This window comes from Bradyrhizobium sp. SPXBL-02, assembly GCF_051853065.1.
Taxonomy (GTDB): Bacteria; Pseudomonadota; Alphaproteobacteria; order Rhizobiales; family Xanthobacteraceae; genus Bradyrhizobium.
The window spans coordinates 7,165,147-7,182,161 of sequence record NZ_CP182474.1 but is presented as its reverse complement, the minus strand read 5'-3'; the positions used below and the strand labels follow the sequence as shown (position 1 = coordinate 7,182,161).

Sequence of the window (17,015 nt, the reverse complement as noted above, 5' to 3'; positions counted from 1 at the left end):
AAAGGCGCGCTAAGCGCTGCCTCAGCGCATGCGATCCAGCCGGCTGGCCTGATACTTGGCGCGCCATTTCGGGCCCGGTCCGCGCATGTAGTGCAGCTCGGGGCGATAGGGGTTGGCCGCGACGCGGATCAGCGTCTGCCATCGGGTGGCGACGAAGCTCAGGGGCTGACGCAGCAGGCTCAGGGAAGCGAGCAACATGGCATCACCTCAATGCGGCTTGCCGAGCATGGCGGTGAAGGGGAGATCGAAGATCTCCTCGCCAGCGTCGTCGCTGACATGGATCACCCAGTCGCGCCAGTCTTCGGCACCGGGGGTCTGGATCATCGAGTTCATGATCTGAGCGGCGCGGTCGCGCGCCTCGGTCAGATTGGCGACGGCGGCGCCGTAGCGGTCGATCAGCGTGCCCTCGGTGTTGGAGCAGTGAAAATAGACCTGGACCATAGGCGCCTCCTGTAGAAAGCGATCGGGACGGCAAACCGATACCACCCCAAGCATTCGCGAAACATTCGGGTCGAGCCCGGTAAGGAAATCTACGGATATTGGTCGGACCCAAGGTCGTTACAGGTTTAATCACAGGCGGGTGATGACTGGACGGCGCCGCCGCGGCATGGAACAACGTCCGCGGGAAGGCGGGGGTCACCGTGAACCAGCTCACATTCGCGCGCGAACGCCGACATCTGCGCTTGCTTGCAGCGATTGTCTTTCCAGCGGTTTTGGCCGCCGCGTTGCTCGGCTTGGCCCCGGCTTCGTCCGAGCCGGTCAGGAAGAGCGGCTATGCGATCGGCACGGAAGCCTGCGGCAGCGGCGAACTGGCCTTTCCCAGGATCCAGATCGACATGAAGGCGGGATTTTGCGCCGGCCTCGTCGCCAGCGAAGAGGACCGCCTCAAATTTCCGCGCGCGATCGTGCAGGTGCCCGGCCGCGACCTGTTCGTGCTCGCCGACATGGGCGGCTGGGGCCACACCGACGGGCGGCTGCTGCTGCTCGATCCGCGTGCGCCGCAGGGGCAACGCTTCAAGGATCTGTTGACGGGGATAGAATATCCGTTCGGCCTCGTCGTCGGCCCGGACAGGAAGCTCTACGCCTCGACCGCGGAGACGATCTTCCGGTTCGATCCGCTTGCCGACAACCCGCGCAGCACGGTCGAGACCATCATCCGTCACATGCCCGGCCGCCGGATCACGCTGCCGGATGGCAAGAGGGTCGATGAGAGCGCGCATCCGCTCAAGCAGTTCGTGTTCGATCGCGACGGCCGGCTGTTCGTCAATCTCGGCTCGCACAGTGACGACTGCATCACGCCTGCGCCGATCACAAAAGCCTGCGCGGCGGCCGAGGGCGCGTCCGCGCTGGCCTCGATCTGGCTGTTCACGCCGCCGGCAGGCGGTGTCTTTCCGGCATTGAAGCCCGGCGATCCCGACCCGCCGCACACCGTCTATGCGCGCGGCTTGCGCAACTCGATGGCCCTGGTGCTGCATCCGAATTTTCCGGATGCCGGCTACGCCTTCCTGCAGGGCGAGAACGCCCGCGACCTGCCCGACATCTTCAAGCCGAACGAGGAGATCAACGCAATCGAGCAGGGCAGGCACTATGGCTGGCCCTATTGCTACGATTTGTCGACGCCGAGCCCCGAATTCAGGCTGGTGCTGCAATCGGGGATCTACAAATCGCTCTGCTCAGCCAACGCGCTCTACAAGCCGCCGCTCTCGCTGATGCCGCCGCACGGCGCGCCGCTCGCGATGCTCTATTACCACGGCGCCAAATTCCCGGAGCTGGAAGGCAAGCTCTTGGTCGGCCTGCACGGTTATCGGCCGACCGGCAGCCGGCTGCTGGTCTATGACGTCGACGAGCACGGCTTTCCCAAACCCAGTGCGGCACCGGTGCGCTATCACGTGAGTTGCGCGGCCGACCCGACCCGCAGTTTCCAGACCGACGCCGGCGAGGTCGCGGCCGCGCCGTTCGAGGAGCTGATCGCAGGCTGGCATCGCGTCAACGGCGCGCGGCCGCAAGGCGCGCCGGTCGGCATGACGGTCGCGGAGGACGGTGCGATCTGGCTGGTCGAGGACAAGAACAAGACCGTGATCCGGATCGATCGCGCGGCCGGCGAGCGACCTCAGCCGCTCCCCTGCGATACGCGCAGCCAGGCGATGATCGACCAGCTCGCAGCTTTCGTCGCCAGGGATGCGCAGAACAGCGCTCGCCTCACCACCTTGCGCAAGGGCCTCGTCCAGAAGCATTGCGTCGGCTGCCATTCGGATTTCGGCCTGATTGCGGGGCAATCGGATGCGGAGAAGGACAGGGTGGTGCTGCACTTCATGCTGGCGCAGGACGGCTGGATCTATCCTGGCGATCCCGACGCCGGCAGGCTGCGCACGCGCCTGCGCGGCCTTGGCGCCGAGAAGCTGATGCCGCCCGGCGGTGAGAGCCTGCCCAAGACCGAGCCCGGCTATTCGCGCCTGCGCGATACCGCGGACCTGTTCGTCGCCAAAATGGTTCCGGGCACGCGGATGCGGATCAAGCCGGGCCCGCCGCAGCGAAAGTTTTTCAGCAAGGCCAACAAGGAATGCGGCGAAATACCGGTCGGAAAGGTCGTCGTCGTGACACAAAGGAGCGCTGTAGACAAACCCGGCTTCAGCCGATTCTTCCGGCCAGCCGATCCCTATCTGAATGGTGAGTGCACCGACGGCGATGGCTATTACATCCGGCAGGAACTTCTGGTGCCTGTGCAGTAGCATCCTGCTGGTCGCGACGCAGCCGGCCGCCGCCGAAACGAAATTGTTCGAAAGCGCACAGGTGACGCCCGCCAGCGAATACACCTTCGGGATCGAAGGGCCGGCCGCCGATCTCGACGGCAATCTGTTCGTGGTCAATCTCGGCAAGCCCGGCACCATCGGCAAATTGCCCGCGGGCGGCGCCGCCTCGGAGCTGTTCACGACGCTCCCCGGCGGCAGCGTCGGCAATGCGATCCGTTTCGATCGCAGCGGCACCATGTTCATCGCCGACTACAAGAAGCACAACATCTTCGCGATCCCCAAGGGCGCGACCGAGCCCGCGGTGTGGTTTCACTCCGACGAGATGAACCAGCCCAACGACATCACCATCGCGCGCGACGGCACGATCTATGCGAGCGATCCGAACTGGAAGGGCCGCGAAGGCCACATCTGGCGCATCGTCAGGGGAGCGGACGGGACCGCGCAGGGGCAGGTGATGTCGGCACCGCGCGCGATGGGCACCACCAACGGCATCGACCTCAGTCCTGACGGCAAGACGCTCTATGTCGGCGAGTCCAGCAGCGGCCAGATCTGGTCCTATGCGATCAGCGGCAACGAGCTCACCGCGGCAAAACTGGTCAAGGCATTTCAGCCCGACACCATCGACGGCCTGCGCACCGATGTCGCCGGCCGCCTCTACGTCGCACGCATTCTCAAGGGCACGATCGCCTTGATGAAGCCGACCGGCGCGGTCGAGCGCGAGATCCCGCTGAAGGCCAAGGAGCCGACCAACCTTGCCTTCGGCGGCAGCGACGGCAAGACCGTCTTCGTCACCCAGCGTCAGGGCGGCTTCATCGAATCCTTCCGCACCGACCAGCAGGGCCGCGAGCACTGTCTCCAGCGCGGCCGCTGCTGAGCTTCGCAAGCGCTCTGCTTTCGGCGCAGAGCAGCGCAACGATGGACGGCATTCTTCTTGCTTGCATCCGGCGGCCGTGGCGATCAAGACTCTGCGGCAACGTCCAGTAGCATGCGACCACGGAGTGTTTGAGTGAAAGCCGTCCATACCGAACTGCACCGCAGCCACGATCCGCAATTCTTCCTGGTGCGCGGTGTCGTCAAGCGCACCACCGAGCAGCCCGAGCGCGCCGACCGCCTGCTCAAGGGGTTGAAGGACGGCAAGCATCAACTGGTCGAGCCCAAGACATTCGGGCAGGGGCCCCGCGCGCGCATTCACAGCCCGGAATACCTGTCGTTCCTCAGCGAAGCCTGGGACGCCTGGACCGCGCTCGGCGATTCCGGCCCGGAGATGATCGGCAATATCCATCCCGTGCGCCATGCCGCGACCTATCCGACCCACATCGTCGGCAAGCTCGGCTGGCACACCGCCGACACCGCGGCGCCGATCGGCCCGGGCACCTGGGCCGCGGCCTGCGCTGCCACCGACGTCGCGGTCACCGCCGCGCAGATGGTGATGGATGGCGAGGACGCCGTCTACGCGCTCTGCCGTCCGCCCGGCCATCACGCCTATCGCGACATGGCCGGCGGCTTCTGCTTCCTCAACAACAGCGCGATCGCGGCGGCGCATCTGCGGCAGAAGCACGAGCGCGTCGTGATCCTCGACGTCGATGTCCATCACGGCAACGGCACGCAAGGTATCTTCTATGCCCGGCCCGACGTCTACACGATCTCGATCCATGCCGACCCCTCTGCGTATTATCCCTACGTATGGGGCTATGCGCATGAGCGCGGCGAAGGTCCGGGCCTCGGCACCAATCTCAACATTCCGCTTCCCATCGGCACCGGCGATGACGGCTATCTCCAGGCGCTGGACGTCGCGCGCAAGGCGATCGAATCCTTTGCCCCCGGCGCCCTCGTCGTCGCACTCGGCCTCGATGCCTCCGAGCACGATCCGCTGAAGGGATTGGCCGTCACCACACCCGGCTTCCGCCGCATCGGCCAAGCCATCGCGAAGATGGGCCTGCCGACCGTGTTGGTGCAGGAAGGCGGCTATCTCTCGGATATCCTCGGTGCCAACCTGACCTCCGTGCTGGCGGGCTTCGAAGACGCGCGGTGAGATCGCTTCGCCTCTTCCTGCTCAACGCGCTCACTCAGCCGCTTCGCGGAGCGGCCAGGCATGGCGGCTGATGGGAAGGCCGCCGTGCGCGCGGGAGCCGTCGGCGATCGCGAGGCGATGCGAGGGCGATGGCGAGCACAGCGAGAAGCGCCAGCCGTCCGGATCGTCGACGATGTCGGGCTTGAAGCTGATCTCGATGGCCTCGCGTGACACCTGCATGGCGAAGGCGTCGAGCGGCAGATTGAGCCCAAAGCCCCTGGCCTTCAGATAGGCCTCCTTGAGCGTCCAATAGTCGAAGAAGCGCTCGATCGCCGCGGGCTCCGGCAGTCCGCGCAAGGTTTCGACCTCCTCCGGCGCAAAGAAGCGAAGCGCGGTGGACAGCGGCGCGATGCGCCGCGACACGGTTTCGACGTCGACCCCGACGGCCTCATGCCGCGACACCACGCAGGCGACGCAGCCGTCGGCATGCGACAGGCTGAAATGCAGCGCGGTCGAGGTGGCCGGTGCTGCGACGAACGGCCGGCCATAGCGGCCCGCGCCGAACGACCAGTCGGTGGGTGCGACGTTGGAAGCGACCTGCGACAGCGCCAGGCGCAACATGGCATGTGCGAAAATGTACTGCCGCCGATGCCGCTCGAACACGAAGCGATCGGCCCGCGCCCGTTCGTCGACCGAGAGCAGGCGTCGGCACGCCTCGACCGCGCCCGGCGCGTCAATGGTCTCGATCAGTCCGACAAAGAGTTCGATTCTGTCGTCTGCCATCAATTGGGCCCATGGCGTCAGGCGAGGCCAAATCCCCCGGTCCCGACGGAAGAAGCAACTGCGCAAGAATCAGCCGAGAGGACCGTTCCTAGCGGTCCACCCGGGCGATTTCTTGTCGATTTGTAGGCCGGTTTACAGGCGCAAGCTTGTGCGAGCCCCCAAGCTCGACAAGCAAGCGGCCGATCTGCGAAGACTCGTACGGCGTCCCCGACCGACGAATTTATTTCTTCTTCTTGGACTTCTTCTTCTTGGACGCGCGCAGAGCCTTAAGGCTGGCTTCGACATCCTTCAGCTCGGTCTGGAGTTTCTGCTTCTCGAAATTGAGCAGGTCCTGCAGCGCCTTACGGTCCTCCGCGCTGAGCGAGGTCTTCTTGGTAAATTTGATGAAACCCATAACACTCCCCGGGTTGAAAATAATCGTCCAAATCAAACCCCGGGAATAATCTTGCGCGCTGGTGCCAAATAATCAAGATGCAACTTGATCATTCACAGCTTTGCCGCGTGAACCCGTATTCTTGCGCGATGCAGCGGCGTCAGGCGGCCCTGCGCGCGAGCAATCTGCCGAGTGGTGCGTTGGGCTGGGCGATCGCCGCCGTCAGCAGCGCGACGAGGTCCTCCATCCATTCTCCGACCACGCGGCCCTCCAGCAAATCGCGCTTGTAATTGCATGAGCCGGTGATGCCGGTCGGGCGCTCCTTGAGCATCAGCGACAGCCAGGTCTGGTCGATCGGCAGCACCGGCTGGCCTTCGCGCGCGACGTTGCCGATCGATTCCGTCGCGAGATCCGGGAGGTCGAGCGGTTGGCGCAGCGGATTCTGCAGCGTGAAATAGACCTGGAGCAGCGAGGCCGGATCGATCCCCTCCTGCTCCAATCGATCGGCCAGGACGTTGAACGGCAGCTCCTGCCGTGCATGCGCGTCGAGCACGCTCTGGCGCACCCGCATCAAGGCCTGGACGAACGACAGATCCGGTGTGATTGTCGTGCGGACGATCACCGTGTTCTCGAACGGGCCGATGATTCGGTCGGTGTCCGGCTGGGCACGATTGGCCATGGCGGTCGCGATCGCGATGTCGGTGCGGCCCGTCCGGGCCAGCAGCATGGCCTTCAGGCCGGTGAGCAGGCACATGAACAGCGTGCAACTGTGCTGGCCGGCGAACGCCGTCAGCCGGGCGATCAGCTCGTGCTCGAGGCTGACCGGATGATGCCCGGTGGAGGCGCCCGGGCTCGATTCGCCGTTGAAAAGGGGGCCGGCTCCACGCAAATTCTGGGTCCAGTCTTCAGCCTGGCGGCGTGCCGCGTCGGTGCCGCACCACCAGCGCTGCCAGCGTGCGACATCCGAAAAGGCCGGCGGCGGCTTCGGCAATGGCGCGGACGGATATCCGGCCAGCGCCGCATAGCGGCTCGACAATTCCTCGAACAGCACGCCGATCGACCAGCCGTCGACGACGGCGTGATGCAGCGTCAGCAGCAACACGTGGTCGTCGTCGTGGAGCCGCAACAGCCGGGCGCGCAACAGTGGCGCGCGCCTGGTGTCGATCGGGATATAGGTCTCCTGCTCGATCAGGAGATTGATCTTCCTGAGCTCGAGCGCCTTGCGCCGCTTGTTGTTGTGGGGATGGCCGTCGCCGATGGTCTCGACCGTCATGATTCGGCCGAGCGTGCGCGGCGCGGCGATGCGGCTTTCGGGCTCATCGTCGTTCCAGGCGAACGCGGTGCGCAGCGATTCGTGCCGGCGCACCACGTCGTCGATCGCCTTTGCCAGAGCAGCCGAGTCGAGCGGGCCCTGTAGACGGAAGGCGAAGGGCAGGTTGAACTGCGGCAGCCCCGGCAGATTCCGTTCGATGTGCAGCATCTGGTCCTGCCCGATGGAAGGCGCGGGCGGCCCGCCCGCAGCTGATCGTGGCAGGCTTGCGGCAGGCTTGCGCGGCTTCGTGGCCACGGCCTGGTCGACCCGCCGCGCCAGCCCTTCGATTGTCGGCGCCTCGAAGATGGTCTTGATCGGCAGCGACACGCCGAGCGCCCGCGCGATCCGCGCCATCACCTGGCCGGCCAGCAGCGAATGGCCGCCGAGGTCGAAGAAATTGTCGGTGACACCAATGCTCTCGGCCTTCAGCAGTTCGATCCAGATGTCCGAGAGCACCTTTTCGGTGAAGCGCCGCGCCGGGACGGCCGGATCTGCACCGGACGTTTCCGGCGGGACGGGCGCCAGCAGCGCGGAGCGGTCGATCTTGCCATGGGCGTTGAGCGGCACCTGATCCAGGAACAGGAAGGCGGAGGGGATGGCGTGGCCGGGCAGCCGGCTCTTCAGGAAGTCGCGCAGCTCGCTGGCGCTGCTGCGGCTGCCGGGCTTGGCGACGACATGGGCGATCAGCCTGATATCGCCGCTCGCCTCGCGGCGCGGTTCGACGATGGCGGCGCGCACGCTTGGATGCTCGGCCAGCGCGTTCTCGATCTCCTTGAGCTCGATGCGATAGCCGCGGACCTTGACCTGATGGTCGGCGCGGCCGAGGCATTCGATCGTCCCGTCGGCGCGGCGCCGGGCCAGATCGCCGGTCCGGTAGAGCCGGCTGGCGGCCTGGCGCGAAAACGGATCGGGCAGAAAGCGCTGCCGGCTCTGCGCGGGATCGTTGATGTAGCCGCGGCCGATTCCTGCGCCGCCGATGCAGAGCTCGCCGGTCACGCCGATTGGTTGCGGTTGGAGGTGCGCGTCGAGCACGTAGAGCTGGGTGTTCGGCAGCGGCGCGCCGACCGGAACGTTGGCCGTCGCGATCGCCGGCGCCTCGGTCAGGCGATGGAGGGAGACGTCGTCGGAGCATTCCGACGCGCCATAGGCATTGATCAGCGGCACCCTCGGGCAGCGGGCAAACCAGGTGCGGCAGAGCTCGACGGGCAACGGCTCGCCGGTCGAGATCAGCAGCCGCAATTTAGAGAAGGCGCGCCGCATCGGCGCCTCATCCATGCGATCGAGAATGACGCGGAGCAGCGAAGGCACGATCTCGAGCACCGTGATGCCCTCGCGCTCGATCTCGCGCGCCAGCAGGATCGGGTCCTGCACGATCGCGTTGCCGCAGACATGGACGCGCGCGCCGACCATGGGACCGGCGAGGAATTGCCAGACCGAGATGACGAAGCTCTGCGGCGCGGTCTGCGCGATCACGTCCTTAGGCGAGAGACCGAGCTCGGAGATCAGCGAGGCCAGATGGTTCGACAGGCCGCACTGCTCGATCATGACGCCCTTCGGCGCGCCGGAGGAGCCGGACGTATAGACGAGATAAGCGAGGCTCGAGGCGGCGCGCCGTGCGATGCGGGCCGGCTTGTCTGCCCTTGGCGCGATCCTTGGCGCGACCACGTCGTCGAGCTCGGCCACCTGGATGCGCTCGACCAGCGGTTCGAGCAGGGCCTCGACCATGCCAGATTGCGCCCGCCCGGTCAGCAGCACGCGGGCACAGCTCGATCCGAGGATGGTCGAAAGCCGAGCCGTCGGCTGGTCGGGATCGAGATTGAGGAAGGCCGCGCCGACGCGCTGCACCGCGATCATCGCGGCGAGCAGGTCGGGCCCGCGCTCCGCGAGCAGGGCAACCACGCTCTCAGCGCCGACGCCCTCGCGGGCCAGCCAGCGCGCGGCCGCCCGGCTGCGGCGTCCCAGCTCGCGATAGGTCAGGGACGTGCGACCGTCCGAGACCGCGACGGCGTTCGGCGTCTTCCTCGCCTGGCGGTCGAAGCGTTCGCTTAAGTTGCCGCTTGTGGTGAAATTGGCCGGCGTGCCCCGGCCTTTCGCCAGCAATTGCCGGCGTTCGGCCTCGGTCAGGAGCGGCAGGCGCGAGATGCGCTGCTCCGGATTGGCGATGACGGCCCTGAGCAGCGTCTTGAACTGGGCGGCCATGCCTTCGATCGTCGCGGCGTCGAACAGATCGGTGGCGTATTCGAAGAAGCCGGTGAAGCGGCCATCGGCCTCGACCAGTTCGAGCGTGATGTCGAAGCGCGCCACCCTGGGATCGACTTCCAGCCGCCGCGTCGACAGGCCGGGAAAGCGCGCCGCCTCGATCGAGGCGTTCTGGAGGATGAACATGATCCGGAACAGCGGATTGCCGTCGCTGCGGCGCGCGACCTGCAATGCGCGCAACACCTCCTCGATCGGAAGGTCCTGGTTGCGGTAGGCGTCCAGCGTGACCTGCCGCACCCGCCGCAGCATCTCGCCGAAGCTCGGATCGCCGCTGAAATCGTTGCGCAGGATCAGGGTGTTGGCGAACAGCCCGATCAGGCGTTCGCTCTCGATCTGGTTGCGGTTGGCGATCAGCGATCCCGTGGCGACATCATCATGCGAGGTGTGGCGGAACAACAGGCACTGGAAGGCGGCGAGCAGCGTCATGAACGGTGTGACGCCCTGGTTCTGGCTCAGCGTGCGCAGGTCGGTCGACAGGGATTTTGGCAATTCGAGATAATGGCGCGCGCCGTGCCCGCTCCAGACTTCAGGCCTCGGCCTGTCGGTTCGGAGCGGCAGCATGGTGACGCCGTCGAGCTGGGTCCGCCAATAATCGAGCTGCTCCGTGGCCGCCGGCGTCTGCGCCCAGCTTTGCTGCCAGAGCGCGAAGTCGCGATATTGGAAGGCGGGCGGAGGCAGTGCGGCCGGATGCTTCTTGCGCGCTGCGGCATAATGGACGGCGAGCTCCTCCCAGAACAGCCGCTGCGACCAGCCATCGGTGGCGAGGTGATGGACGTTGACCACCAGCGCATGGCTGTTCTTGCCGAACGACAGCAATGTGGCCTTCAGGGGCGGCTCGTGCGCCAGGTCGAACTGATGTTGCGCAAGCTTGAGCGCCTCGCGCCGGATTGCCGCAGGCCGCTTGTCTGCCGGGCATGGCTTGAGCTTGATGTGCGCCAACCGCGGCGGTGACGACAGCACGAGCTGCACCGGCTCGCCCTGGCGCTCGATGAACACCGAGCGCAGCGCCTCATGGCGCGTTGAGATCGCAGCGAGGCTCGCAGACAGCGCGGCGGCGTCGACGCGGCCCTCGAGGACGGCGATCTCGACGACGTTATAATTGTACCGGGTCGGGTCGAGCCGCGAGAGCACGTACATCCGCTGCTGCTGGAACGACAGCGGTGCGTCCGTGCCCGCGGCGCGGCGCCAGGCCGGCAGCGCCGTCTCGCGCCGGCTTGCGGCGGTCTCGATCCGGGCCGCGAGCGCTGCGACCGTCGGGCAATCGAAGATGTCCTCGAACGAGAAATCGACATTGAAGCGGTCGCGCAGGCGCGAGCGCATCTGTGTCACCGCGAGCGAATCTGCGCCGAGCGCGAAGACGTCCTGGTCGGCGCCGACCTGCGGCAGCTCCAACAGGCCGGCCCAGATCTCGGCGAGCTGGCTCTCGGCCGCAGTGCGCGGCAGCCGGGTCTCGCGACCTGCGTCCGCGGTTGCAATCAGTTCGGCGAGGGCATTGCGCTTGACCTTGCCGCTGGCGCCCTTCGGCAGCGTGGCCACACTGCGGATCAGGCTCGGCACCTTGTAGGCTGCAAGCCGCTTTCGTGCGAATTGGCGCAGCTGGTCCGAGGTCGCCTCGGCGTTCGGCCGCAGCACCACGATTGCTGCGACGTTCTCGCCGAGCTTCTCGTGCGGGACCGCGAACACGGCGGCCTCCAGCACCGCCGGATGGCTGAGCAGGACGTCCTCCACCTCCAGCGGCGAGATCTTCTGCCCGCCGCGATTGATGACGTCCTTGACGCGGCCGACGATGAAGAGATAGCCGTCGTCATCGAGATAGCCGAGGTCGCCAGTCCTGAACCAGCCGTTGCGGAACGCGGCCCGTGTCGCCGCCTCGTCATTGTAATAGCCGCGGCTCATGTTCGGCCCGCGCAGCATGATCTCGCCGTGCGCGCCGCTGGCGAGCATGCGGCCCGTCTCGTCCATGATCGCGATCTCCGGGCCGGCGGCGCGGCCGACCGATCCGACCTTGCGCAGCTCGAACGGATTGGCCGCGATCTGCGAGGCCGCCTCGGTCATGCCGTAGGTCTCGAGCACGGGAACGCCGAACGTCGCCTCCAGCCCGGCGAGAATCGCCGGCGCGAGCGAGGCCGAGGCCGACCGGATCACGCGCAGCGACGACGGTCGGGCGCGGTCCGGGTTCGCTTCCGCCGCCGTCAGCAATGCGCGATGGATGGTCGGCACCGCCGTGTACCAGGTCGGCTGCAGCTCTCGCATCCAGCCGAAGAAGGACGCTGCGTCGAAACCGTCGGTGCAGATCACGCTGGAGCCCGCAGCCAGCGCCGTGAGCAGGCCGGAGATCAAGCCATGGGCATGAAACAGCGGCAGCACATTGAGCAGGCGATCATGCGTCGTGAGCGACAGCACATGGCCGGCATTATAAGCGGAGAGGCAGACATTGCGGTGGGTCAGCGGCACCATTTTCGGTCGTGCCGCCGTGCCCGACGTCAGCAGGATGAACGCATCGTCGTCGCCGCGCGAAGCGCCGTTGGCATTCGTCGGCCCGATCGCCGAAGCGATGAACGCGCAGCCGCCGAGATCGTGGGCGGGCCCCGCCACGAAATCGATCACGGCGATATCGAGTGCCCTGGCGACGTCACGGCTCGCCGAGTTCATGTCGGCCCGGGTCACGAGCGCCGTCAGCTTCAACTCGCTGAAATAGCGTTGCAGTTCGTCCGCCGTCAGGTCGGGGTTGACGGGGACGCAGGCGCAGCCTGATGCGACCGCGATCAGCGCCAGCGCAGAATCCGCGCCGCGCGGCAGCGCAACCGCGATGCGGTCTGCGGGGCCGATGCCGAGTTCACGCAAGGTCTGGACCAATTGCCGGATCGACTCGGCCAGCGCCCCGTAGCTGAGCGCCGGCCGGCCGGGAGCGAGGAGTGCGGGGGCGGCCGGCGTCTTGCGGGCATAGAATTCGAGAAGGCCGCTGATATGCGCGAATATCTTCGGTTCGGCCGTGGTGCCGGCGAAGGCTTCGTCCGCTCCGGTTGCAATACCCGACAACGCCATTCCCTTTTGGTCCGATTAAGTTATTCTTCCAAGAAGTTAGGGAATGCGTCCAGTCCGAGGTGAAGTTTGGCCCCCAAAATCTTTGGTTGAGGGGCCTCCAAGCCCTTCGACGGAGTGATGGTCGGGCAGAATCACCATGCTGGAGAATGAGCCGGGCACGAGTTTGGAAGGCGGGCTGAAACGCTGGCTCGAAAGTATCGGCCTCGGGCACTACACCGATCTTTTCGCGCAGCACCGTCTCGATCTCGACGTCATCGCGGATCTCACCGAAGCCGATCTGGTCGAGCTCGGATTGCCGCTCGGCGATCGCAAGCGGCTCCAGCGGGCGATGGCGGCGCTGTTTCAAGCGGAGACCACGGAGGCGCCAGCCGCGGCGGCGCGTCCGCAAATCCGGGCGGAAGTCGGAGCTGAACGGCGCCAGCTCACCACCATGTTCTGCGACATGGTGGATTCCACCTCGCTGTCCGCGCAGTTCGATCCGGAGGACGTCCGCGACATGATCGCGGACTTTCGCGAGACCTGCGTCCGGGTGGTCAAGCAATACGAGGGCTTTGCCGCCCGTTTCGTCGGCGACGGTATCCTGGTTTATTTCGGCTATCCGACCGCACATGAGGACGATGCCGAGCGCGCGGTGCGCGCCGGACTCGAGATCGTGCGGGTGCTGTCGACCGCACGCGCGGTCGAGCCGCGCGGTGCGCTCAGCCATTCACCCGCCGTCCGCATCGGGATCGCGACCGGCCTCGTCGTGGTCGGCGATCTGGTCGGGCAGGGTACCGAAGAACGCGATTCCGCGGTCGGGGAAACCGTCAATCTCGCGGCGCGCCTGCAAGGCCTGGCGCCGCCCAACGGCGTGGTCATCTCCGCTTCGACACAGTCGCTGCTGAAGGGGAAGTTCGACTACCGCAATCTCGGCGTCCACGACTTGAAGGGAATTCCCGAGAAGACACAGGCCTGGCACGTGGTGCGCGCCTCGCGGGTGGAGACCCGCTTCGCCGCCGCGATGGGCACGCGGCTGACGCCGCTCGTCAACCGCGAGGAGGAGATCGCGCTGTTGATGGGGCGCTGGCAGCAGACCAAGGACGGCGACGGCCAGGTCGTGGTCAAGTTCGGCGAGCCCGGCATCGGCAAGTCGCGCATCATCCAGGAGATCTTCGAGCGGGTATCGGGCGACCGCCATGGACAGGTCTCGCTGCAGTGCTCGCCCTACTACACCTCGACCGCGTTCCATCCGTTCGTCGCGCAGCTCAAATTCACCCTCGGCCTCGATCGCGAGGAGTCGTCCGCGCTGTCGCTGGCGAGCCTGGAGAACGCGATCGCCTCCGCTCATGGCGACATCGAGCAGGTCACCCCGCTGTTTGCCGCGTTGCTGTCGATACCGACCGGAGACCGCTATCCGCCGCTCGAGCTGTCGCCGCAGCAGCAGAAGGATGCGACCGTCGTGGCGCTGGTCAACCATTTCCTCGGCCTTGCGCGCGAGATGCCGCTCGTGATCGCGTTCGAGGATCTGCACTGGATCGACCCGACCTCCCGCGAGGTGATCGACCTCCTGGTCGACCGGGTGCAGAACCGGCCGATCCTGGCGATCATCACCGCGCGCTCGGAATTCCAGCCGAGTTGGAACGCGCATTCGCACGTCACCACCCTGGTCCTGAATCGGCTGAGCCGGCAGCTGCGCACGACGCTGGTCGAGCGCGTCGCGGGGCGCGAGATGCCCAAGGAGGTCGTCGAGGAGATCATCGTCAAGACTGACGGCGTGCCGCTATTCCTGGAAGAGCTGACCAAGACGGTGCTCGAATCCAATCTGCTCACCGAGCGGCACGGGCGCTATGTGCTGTCGGGACCGTGGCGACAGCTCGCAATCCCCGCCACCCTGACCGACTCCCTGATGGCGCGGCTCGACCGGATGGGACCCTCCAAGCGCATCGCGCAGATCGGCGCCACGATCGGCCGCGAGTTCTCCTACGAGACGCTGCACGCCGTCGCCAACACGCCGGCCGAGCAGATCGAGGCGGCACTCAATCATCTGGAGGAGGCGGGGCTGATCATGCGCCGCGGCCATCCGCCGGACGCGCTCTACTCCTTCAAGCACGTGATGATCCAGAACGCCGCGCATGCGAGCCTGCTGCACAGCGAGCGGCGCAAGCTGCATGCGCGGATCGCCCAGGTGCTCGCCGAGATGTATCCGGAGAAGACCGAGCGCGAACCGGAGCTGCTCGCCCATCATTTGACCGAATCCGGCCAGAGCGAGGGCGCCGCCAGCTTCTGGCTCAAGGCCGGCAAGCAGGCGGCCAAGACCGGCGCCAACCTGGAAGCGATCGGCCATCTCCGCCGCGGCCTTAACGTCGTGCAGGCCAATACGCGCATGCAGGGCGCGGACGAGATGGAGCTCGAGCTGCGTATTGCGCTCGGCAATGCGCTGATCGCCGCCAAGGGCTACGCGGTGCAGGAGGTCGAGGAGAACTACATCCGCGCGCTGGAGCTCGGCCGTCAGCTCGACGACGACGAAAAGGTCTTCGCTGCCACGCGCGGGCTCTGGGTGTGCCATTTCATCCGGGCCGATCTCACCCGCGCGCACGATCTCAGCGTCGAGCTGTTGAAGTTCGCCAAGCGCGAGCGCCTGAACGAGCGGACGCAGCCGGCGCAGCAGACCGGCTATCTGATCGAGGCGCACCGCGCGATCGCGATGACCATGTTCTATCGCGGCCGCTTCGCAGCCTCGCAGCACCATCTGCACCGCTGCATCAACCTGTTCAGCCCCGATCTGCACTCCGATTTGATGGAACGGCACGGCATCGATCCCGGGGTCGTCTCGCTGTCCTATCTCGGTTATCTCTTGTGGTTCCTCGGCCGGCCCGACGCCGCGCGCCAGCACAGCGAGCAGGCGATCGCGAACGCCGAGAAGATCCGCCACCCGTTTACGCTCGCCTTCGCGCTGGTGTTCGGCGCCTATCTCCGGCAGCATTTGCGCGACGTGGAAGGCACGCGCGACCACGCCAACCGTGCCATGATCATTGCCACCGAGCACAATTTCCTGCACTGGAAGCAGCAGGCGGCGATCCTGCGCGGCTGGGCGCTGGCTCAGCTCGGCGAAGCCGACGAAGGCCTCGCTCAGATGCGCTTCGGCCTCGACGAGTACGAGGCGATGGATTCCTGGCTCGCCGGCTGCTGGTTCCGCTGTCTGCTCGCGGAAACTTACGCCAAGGTCGGGATGCGCGACGCCGCCTTGCGCGCGCTGGATGGTGCGCTTGCGACCGCAAGGCGGACCGGCGATCACTTCTATCTGGCCGAGGTCTATCGCCTGCAAGGCGAGATCACGCTGGCGGGTGGCGACCCGGCGTCGGTACAGGAGGCGGAGGACCTGTTCGGCCTGTCGCTGGAGATCGCGCGCAAGCAGGGCGCGCTGTCCTGGGAGCTTCGCACCGCCGTCTGCCTCGCGCGCCTGTCGCATCAAGCCGGCAAGCGCGAGCACGCAAGGCTCCTGCTCATGCCGATCGTCGGCAAATTCAGCGAGGGCTTTCATACGCAGGACCTGAAGCAGGCGATGCAGCTCGTCGAGGAGCTCGGTATGGACGCGCCGGTGCGCGAGCAGGCCGGTCATGTGACATGAGCGATCTTGCCGCCGCGCGTGCGCGCTATGTGGAGCTGATCGCCAGGCGCGAGCGGATTGCCTCAAGGCGTCTGCTCGATGCGCTCGCCGCCGTCCCGCGCGAGAAATTTCTGCCAAGGGGACCGTGGCGCATCAAGGGCGAGGCGGCGCGCAGCTACCGGCTGACGCCCGATGCCGATCCCGTTCATCTCTATGACAACGTGCTGGTCGCCATCGATGCACGCCGCAAGCTCGACACCGGCCTGCCGAGCCTGTGGGCGCATTTGATCGACATGCTCGACGTCAAGCGGGCGGACCGTGTCGTGCAGATCGGCTGCGGTCTCGGCTATTTCTCGGCGGTGCTGTCGATCATGGTCGGCGAGAAGGGGCGCGTCCATGCGATCGAATGCGACGAGCGGCTCGCGGCCCGAGCGGCGAGCTATTTGCGCGACTATGGGAACGTCACCGTCGTCCACGGCGATGGATGCAAGGACGTGGGCGAGCCCGCCGACGTGATCATCGTGCATGCCGGCTTCTCGCATCCGCATCCGCTCTGGCTGCGGTCGCTCCGTCCGCGCGGCCGTCTTCTGGTGCCGCTGACCCAGCGCGACCGCGAAGGCGCCGCCCTCAAGATCAGGCGGAGGGCCAGGGGTTTCGAGGCAGAGGCGATCCAGCAGATCCGGATCTTCCCCGGCCAGGGCCGCGGCGTGAGCGCCCTCGACGACCGCGTCGCCGACTGGTGGCAGCGCGCCTCAGCCCTCGCACCGCTCCGCTTTCGTGCGCTGGAGCAGGGGCTGCCGTCGGATGGATAAGTTATTGATCCAATAACAGTTTTATATCTTTCCGGCGTCTGCCATTGAACGCGCAATATATGTGAATTACATATTTCACAGCTT

General features: G+C 66.3%; 10 protein-coding genes. 5 read left to right on the top strand and 5 right to left on the bottom strand.

Annotated elements, in window-relative coordinates:
* Nucleotides 1-21: 21 nt before the first annotated feature.
* Both ACNJYD_RS33280 and ACNJYD_RS33275 read right to left on the bottom strand, forming a co-directional pair.
* Nucleotides 22-198: a hypothetical protein gene (locus tag ACNJYD_RS33280; RefSeq protein WP_172788150.1), complete on the bottom strand. Its 177-nt coding sequence runs from the start codon at nt 196-198 to the stop codon at nt 22-24.
* A 9-nt stretch (nt 199-207) separates the two neighbouring features.
* A complete protein-coding gene (locus ACNJYD_RS33275) occupies nt 208-441 on the bottom strand; it encodes a DUF6894 family protein (protein WP_025032002.1) in 234 nt (77 codons plus the stop codon).
* 200 nt (nt 442-641) lie between these two features.
* On the opposite strand from ACNJYD_RS33275, the gene ACNJYD_RS33270 reads away from it, so the two are divergent.
* The 3 genes from ACNJYD_RS33270 (at nt 642) to ACNJYD_RS33260 (ending at nt 4,782) form a co-directional block, all read left to right on the top strand.
* Nucleotides 642-2,729 carry a PQQ-dependent sugar dehydrogenase gene (locus tag ACNJYD_RS33270; RefSeq protein ID WP_439364525.1) on the top strand — a complete coding sequence of 696 codons (2,088 nt, stop codon included), beginning with the start codon at nt 642-644 and terminating at the stop codon, nt 2,727-2,729.
* Complete coding sequence (locus tag ACNJYD_RS33265; protein WP_439364524.1) at nt 2,686-3,624, top strand: SMP-30/gluconolactonase/LRE family protein; 939 nt, start codon at nt 2,686-2,688, stop codon at nt 3,622-3,624. The genes ACNJYD_RS33270 and ACNJYD_RS33265 overlap by 44 nt, the downstream gene beginning before the upstream one ends.
* Nucleotides 3,625-3,756: 132 nt before the next feature.
* Nucleotides 3,757-4,782, top strand: a complete 1,026-nt coding sequence (locus tag ACNJYD_RS33260; RefSeq protein ID WP_439364523.1) for a histone deacetylase family protein — start codon at nt 3,757-3,759, stop codon at nt 4,780-4,782.
* Nucleotides 4,783-4,812: 30 nt separating this feature from the next.
* Here ACNJYD_RS33260 and ACNJYD_RS33255 read toward each other — a convergent pair whose 3' ends face one another.
* The 3 genes from ACNJYD_RS33255 to ACNJYD_RS33245 form a co-directional block, all read right to left on the bottom strand.
* Nucleotides 4,813-5,544: a 4'-phosphopantetheinyl transferase family protein gene (locus ACNJYD_RS33255; RefSeq protein ID WP_172788154.1), complete on the bottom strand. Its 732-nt coding sequence runs from the start codon at nt 5,542-5,544 to the stop codon at nt 4,813-4,815.
* Nucleotides 5,545-5,764: 220 nt separating this feature from the next.
* Nucleotides 5,765-5,938, bottom strand: coding sequence for a hypothetical protein (locus tag ACNJYD_RS33250; RefSeq protein WP_172788155.1), 174 nt, complete (start codon nt 5,936-5,938; stop codon nt 5,765-5,767).
* 139 nt (nt 5,939-6,077) lie between these two features.
* A complete protein-coding gene (locus ACNJYD_RS33245) occupies nt 6,078-12,533 on the bottom strand; it encodes an amino acid adenylation domain-containing protein (protein WP_439364522.1) in 6,456 nt (2,151 codons plus the stop codon).
* 136 nt (nt 12,534-12,669) lie between these two features.
* Between ACNJYD_RS33245 and ACNJYD_RS33240 the strand changes: the two genes are divergently transcribed.
* Nucleotides 12,670-16,140: an ATP-binding protein gene (locus ACNJYD_RS33240; RefSeq protein WP_439364521.1), complete on the top strand. Its 3,471-nt coding sequence runs from the start codon at nt 12,670-12,672 to the stop codon at nt 16,138-16,140.
* Nucleotides 16,137-16,931, top strand: a complete 795-nt coding sequence (locus tag ACNJYD_RS33235; protein WP_212259254.1) for a protein-L-isoaspartate O-methyltransferase family protein — start codon at nt 16,137-16,139, stop codon at nt 16,929-16,931. Before ACNJYD_RS33240 ends, ACNJYD_RS33235 begins: the two co-directional genes overlap by 4 nt.
* Nucleotides 16,932-17,015 lie beyond the last annotated feature (84 nt).

What these genes read in the sequence shown, in the direction of transcription:
- ACNJYD_RS33280 (WP_172788150.1), bottom strand. Translation starts at nt 198, where the DNA reads ATGTTGCTCGCTTCCCTGAGCCTGCTGCGTCAGCCCCTGAGCTTCGTC.
- ACNJYD_RS33275 (WP_025032002.1), bottom strand. Translation starts at nt 441, where the DNA reads ATGGTCCAGGTCTATTTTCACTGCTCCAACACCGAGGGCACGCTGATC.
- ACNJYD_RS33265 (WP_439364524.1), top strand. Translation starts at nt 2,686, where the DNA reads ATGGCTATTACATCCGGCAGGAACTTCTGGTGCCTGTGCAGTAGCATC.
- ACNJYD_RS33255 (WP_172788154.1), bottom strand. Translation starts at nt 5,544, where the DNA reads ATGGCAGACGACAGAATCGAACTCTTTGTCGGACTGATCGAGACCATT.
- ACNJYD_RS33250 (WP_172788155.1), bottom strand. Translation starts at nt 5,938, where the DNA reads ATGGGTTTCATCAAATTTACCAAGAAGACCTCGCTCAGCGCGGAGGAC.
- ACNJYD_RS33245 (WP_439364522.1), bottom strand. Translation starts at nt 12,533, where the DNA reads ATGGCGTTGTCGGGTATTGCAACCGGAGCGGACGAAGCCTTCGCCGGC.
- ACNJYD_RS33240 (WP_439364521.1), top strand. Translation starts at nt 12,670, where the DNA reads ATGCTGGAGAATGAGCCGGGCACGAGTTTGGAAGGCGGGCTGAAACGC.
- ACNJYD_RS33235 (WP_212259254.1), top strand. Translation starts at nt 16,137, where the DNA reads ATGAGCGATCTTGCCGCCGCGCGTGCGCGCTATGTGGAGCTGATCGCC.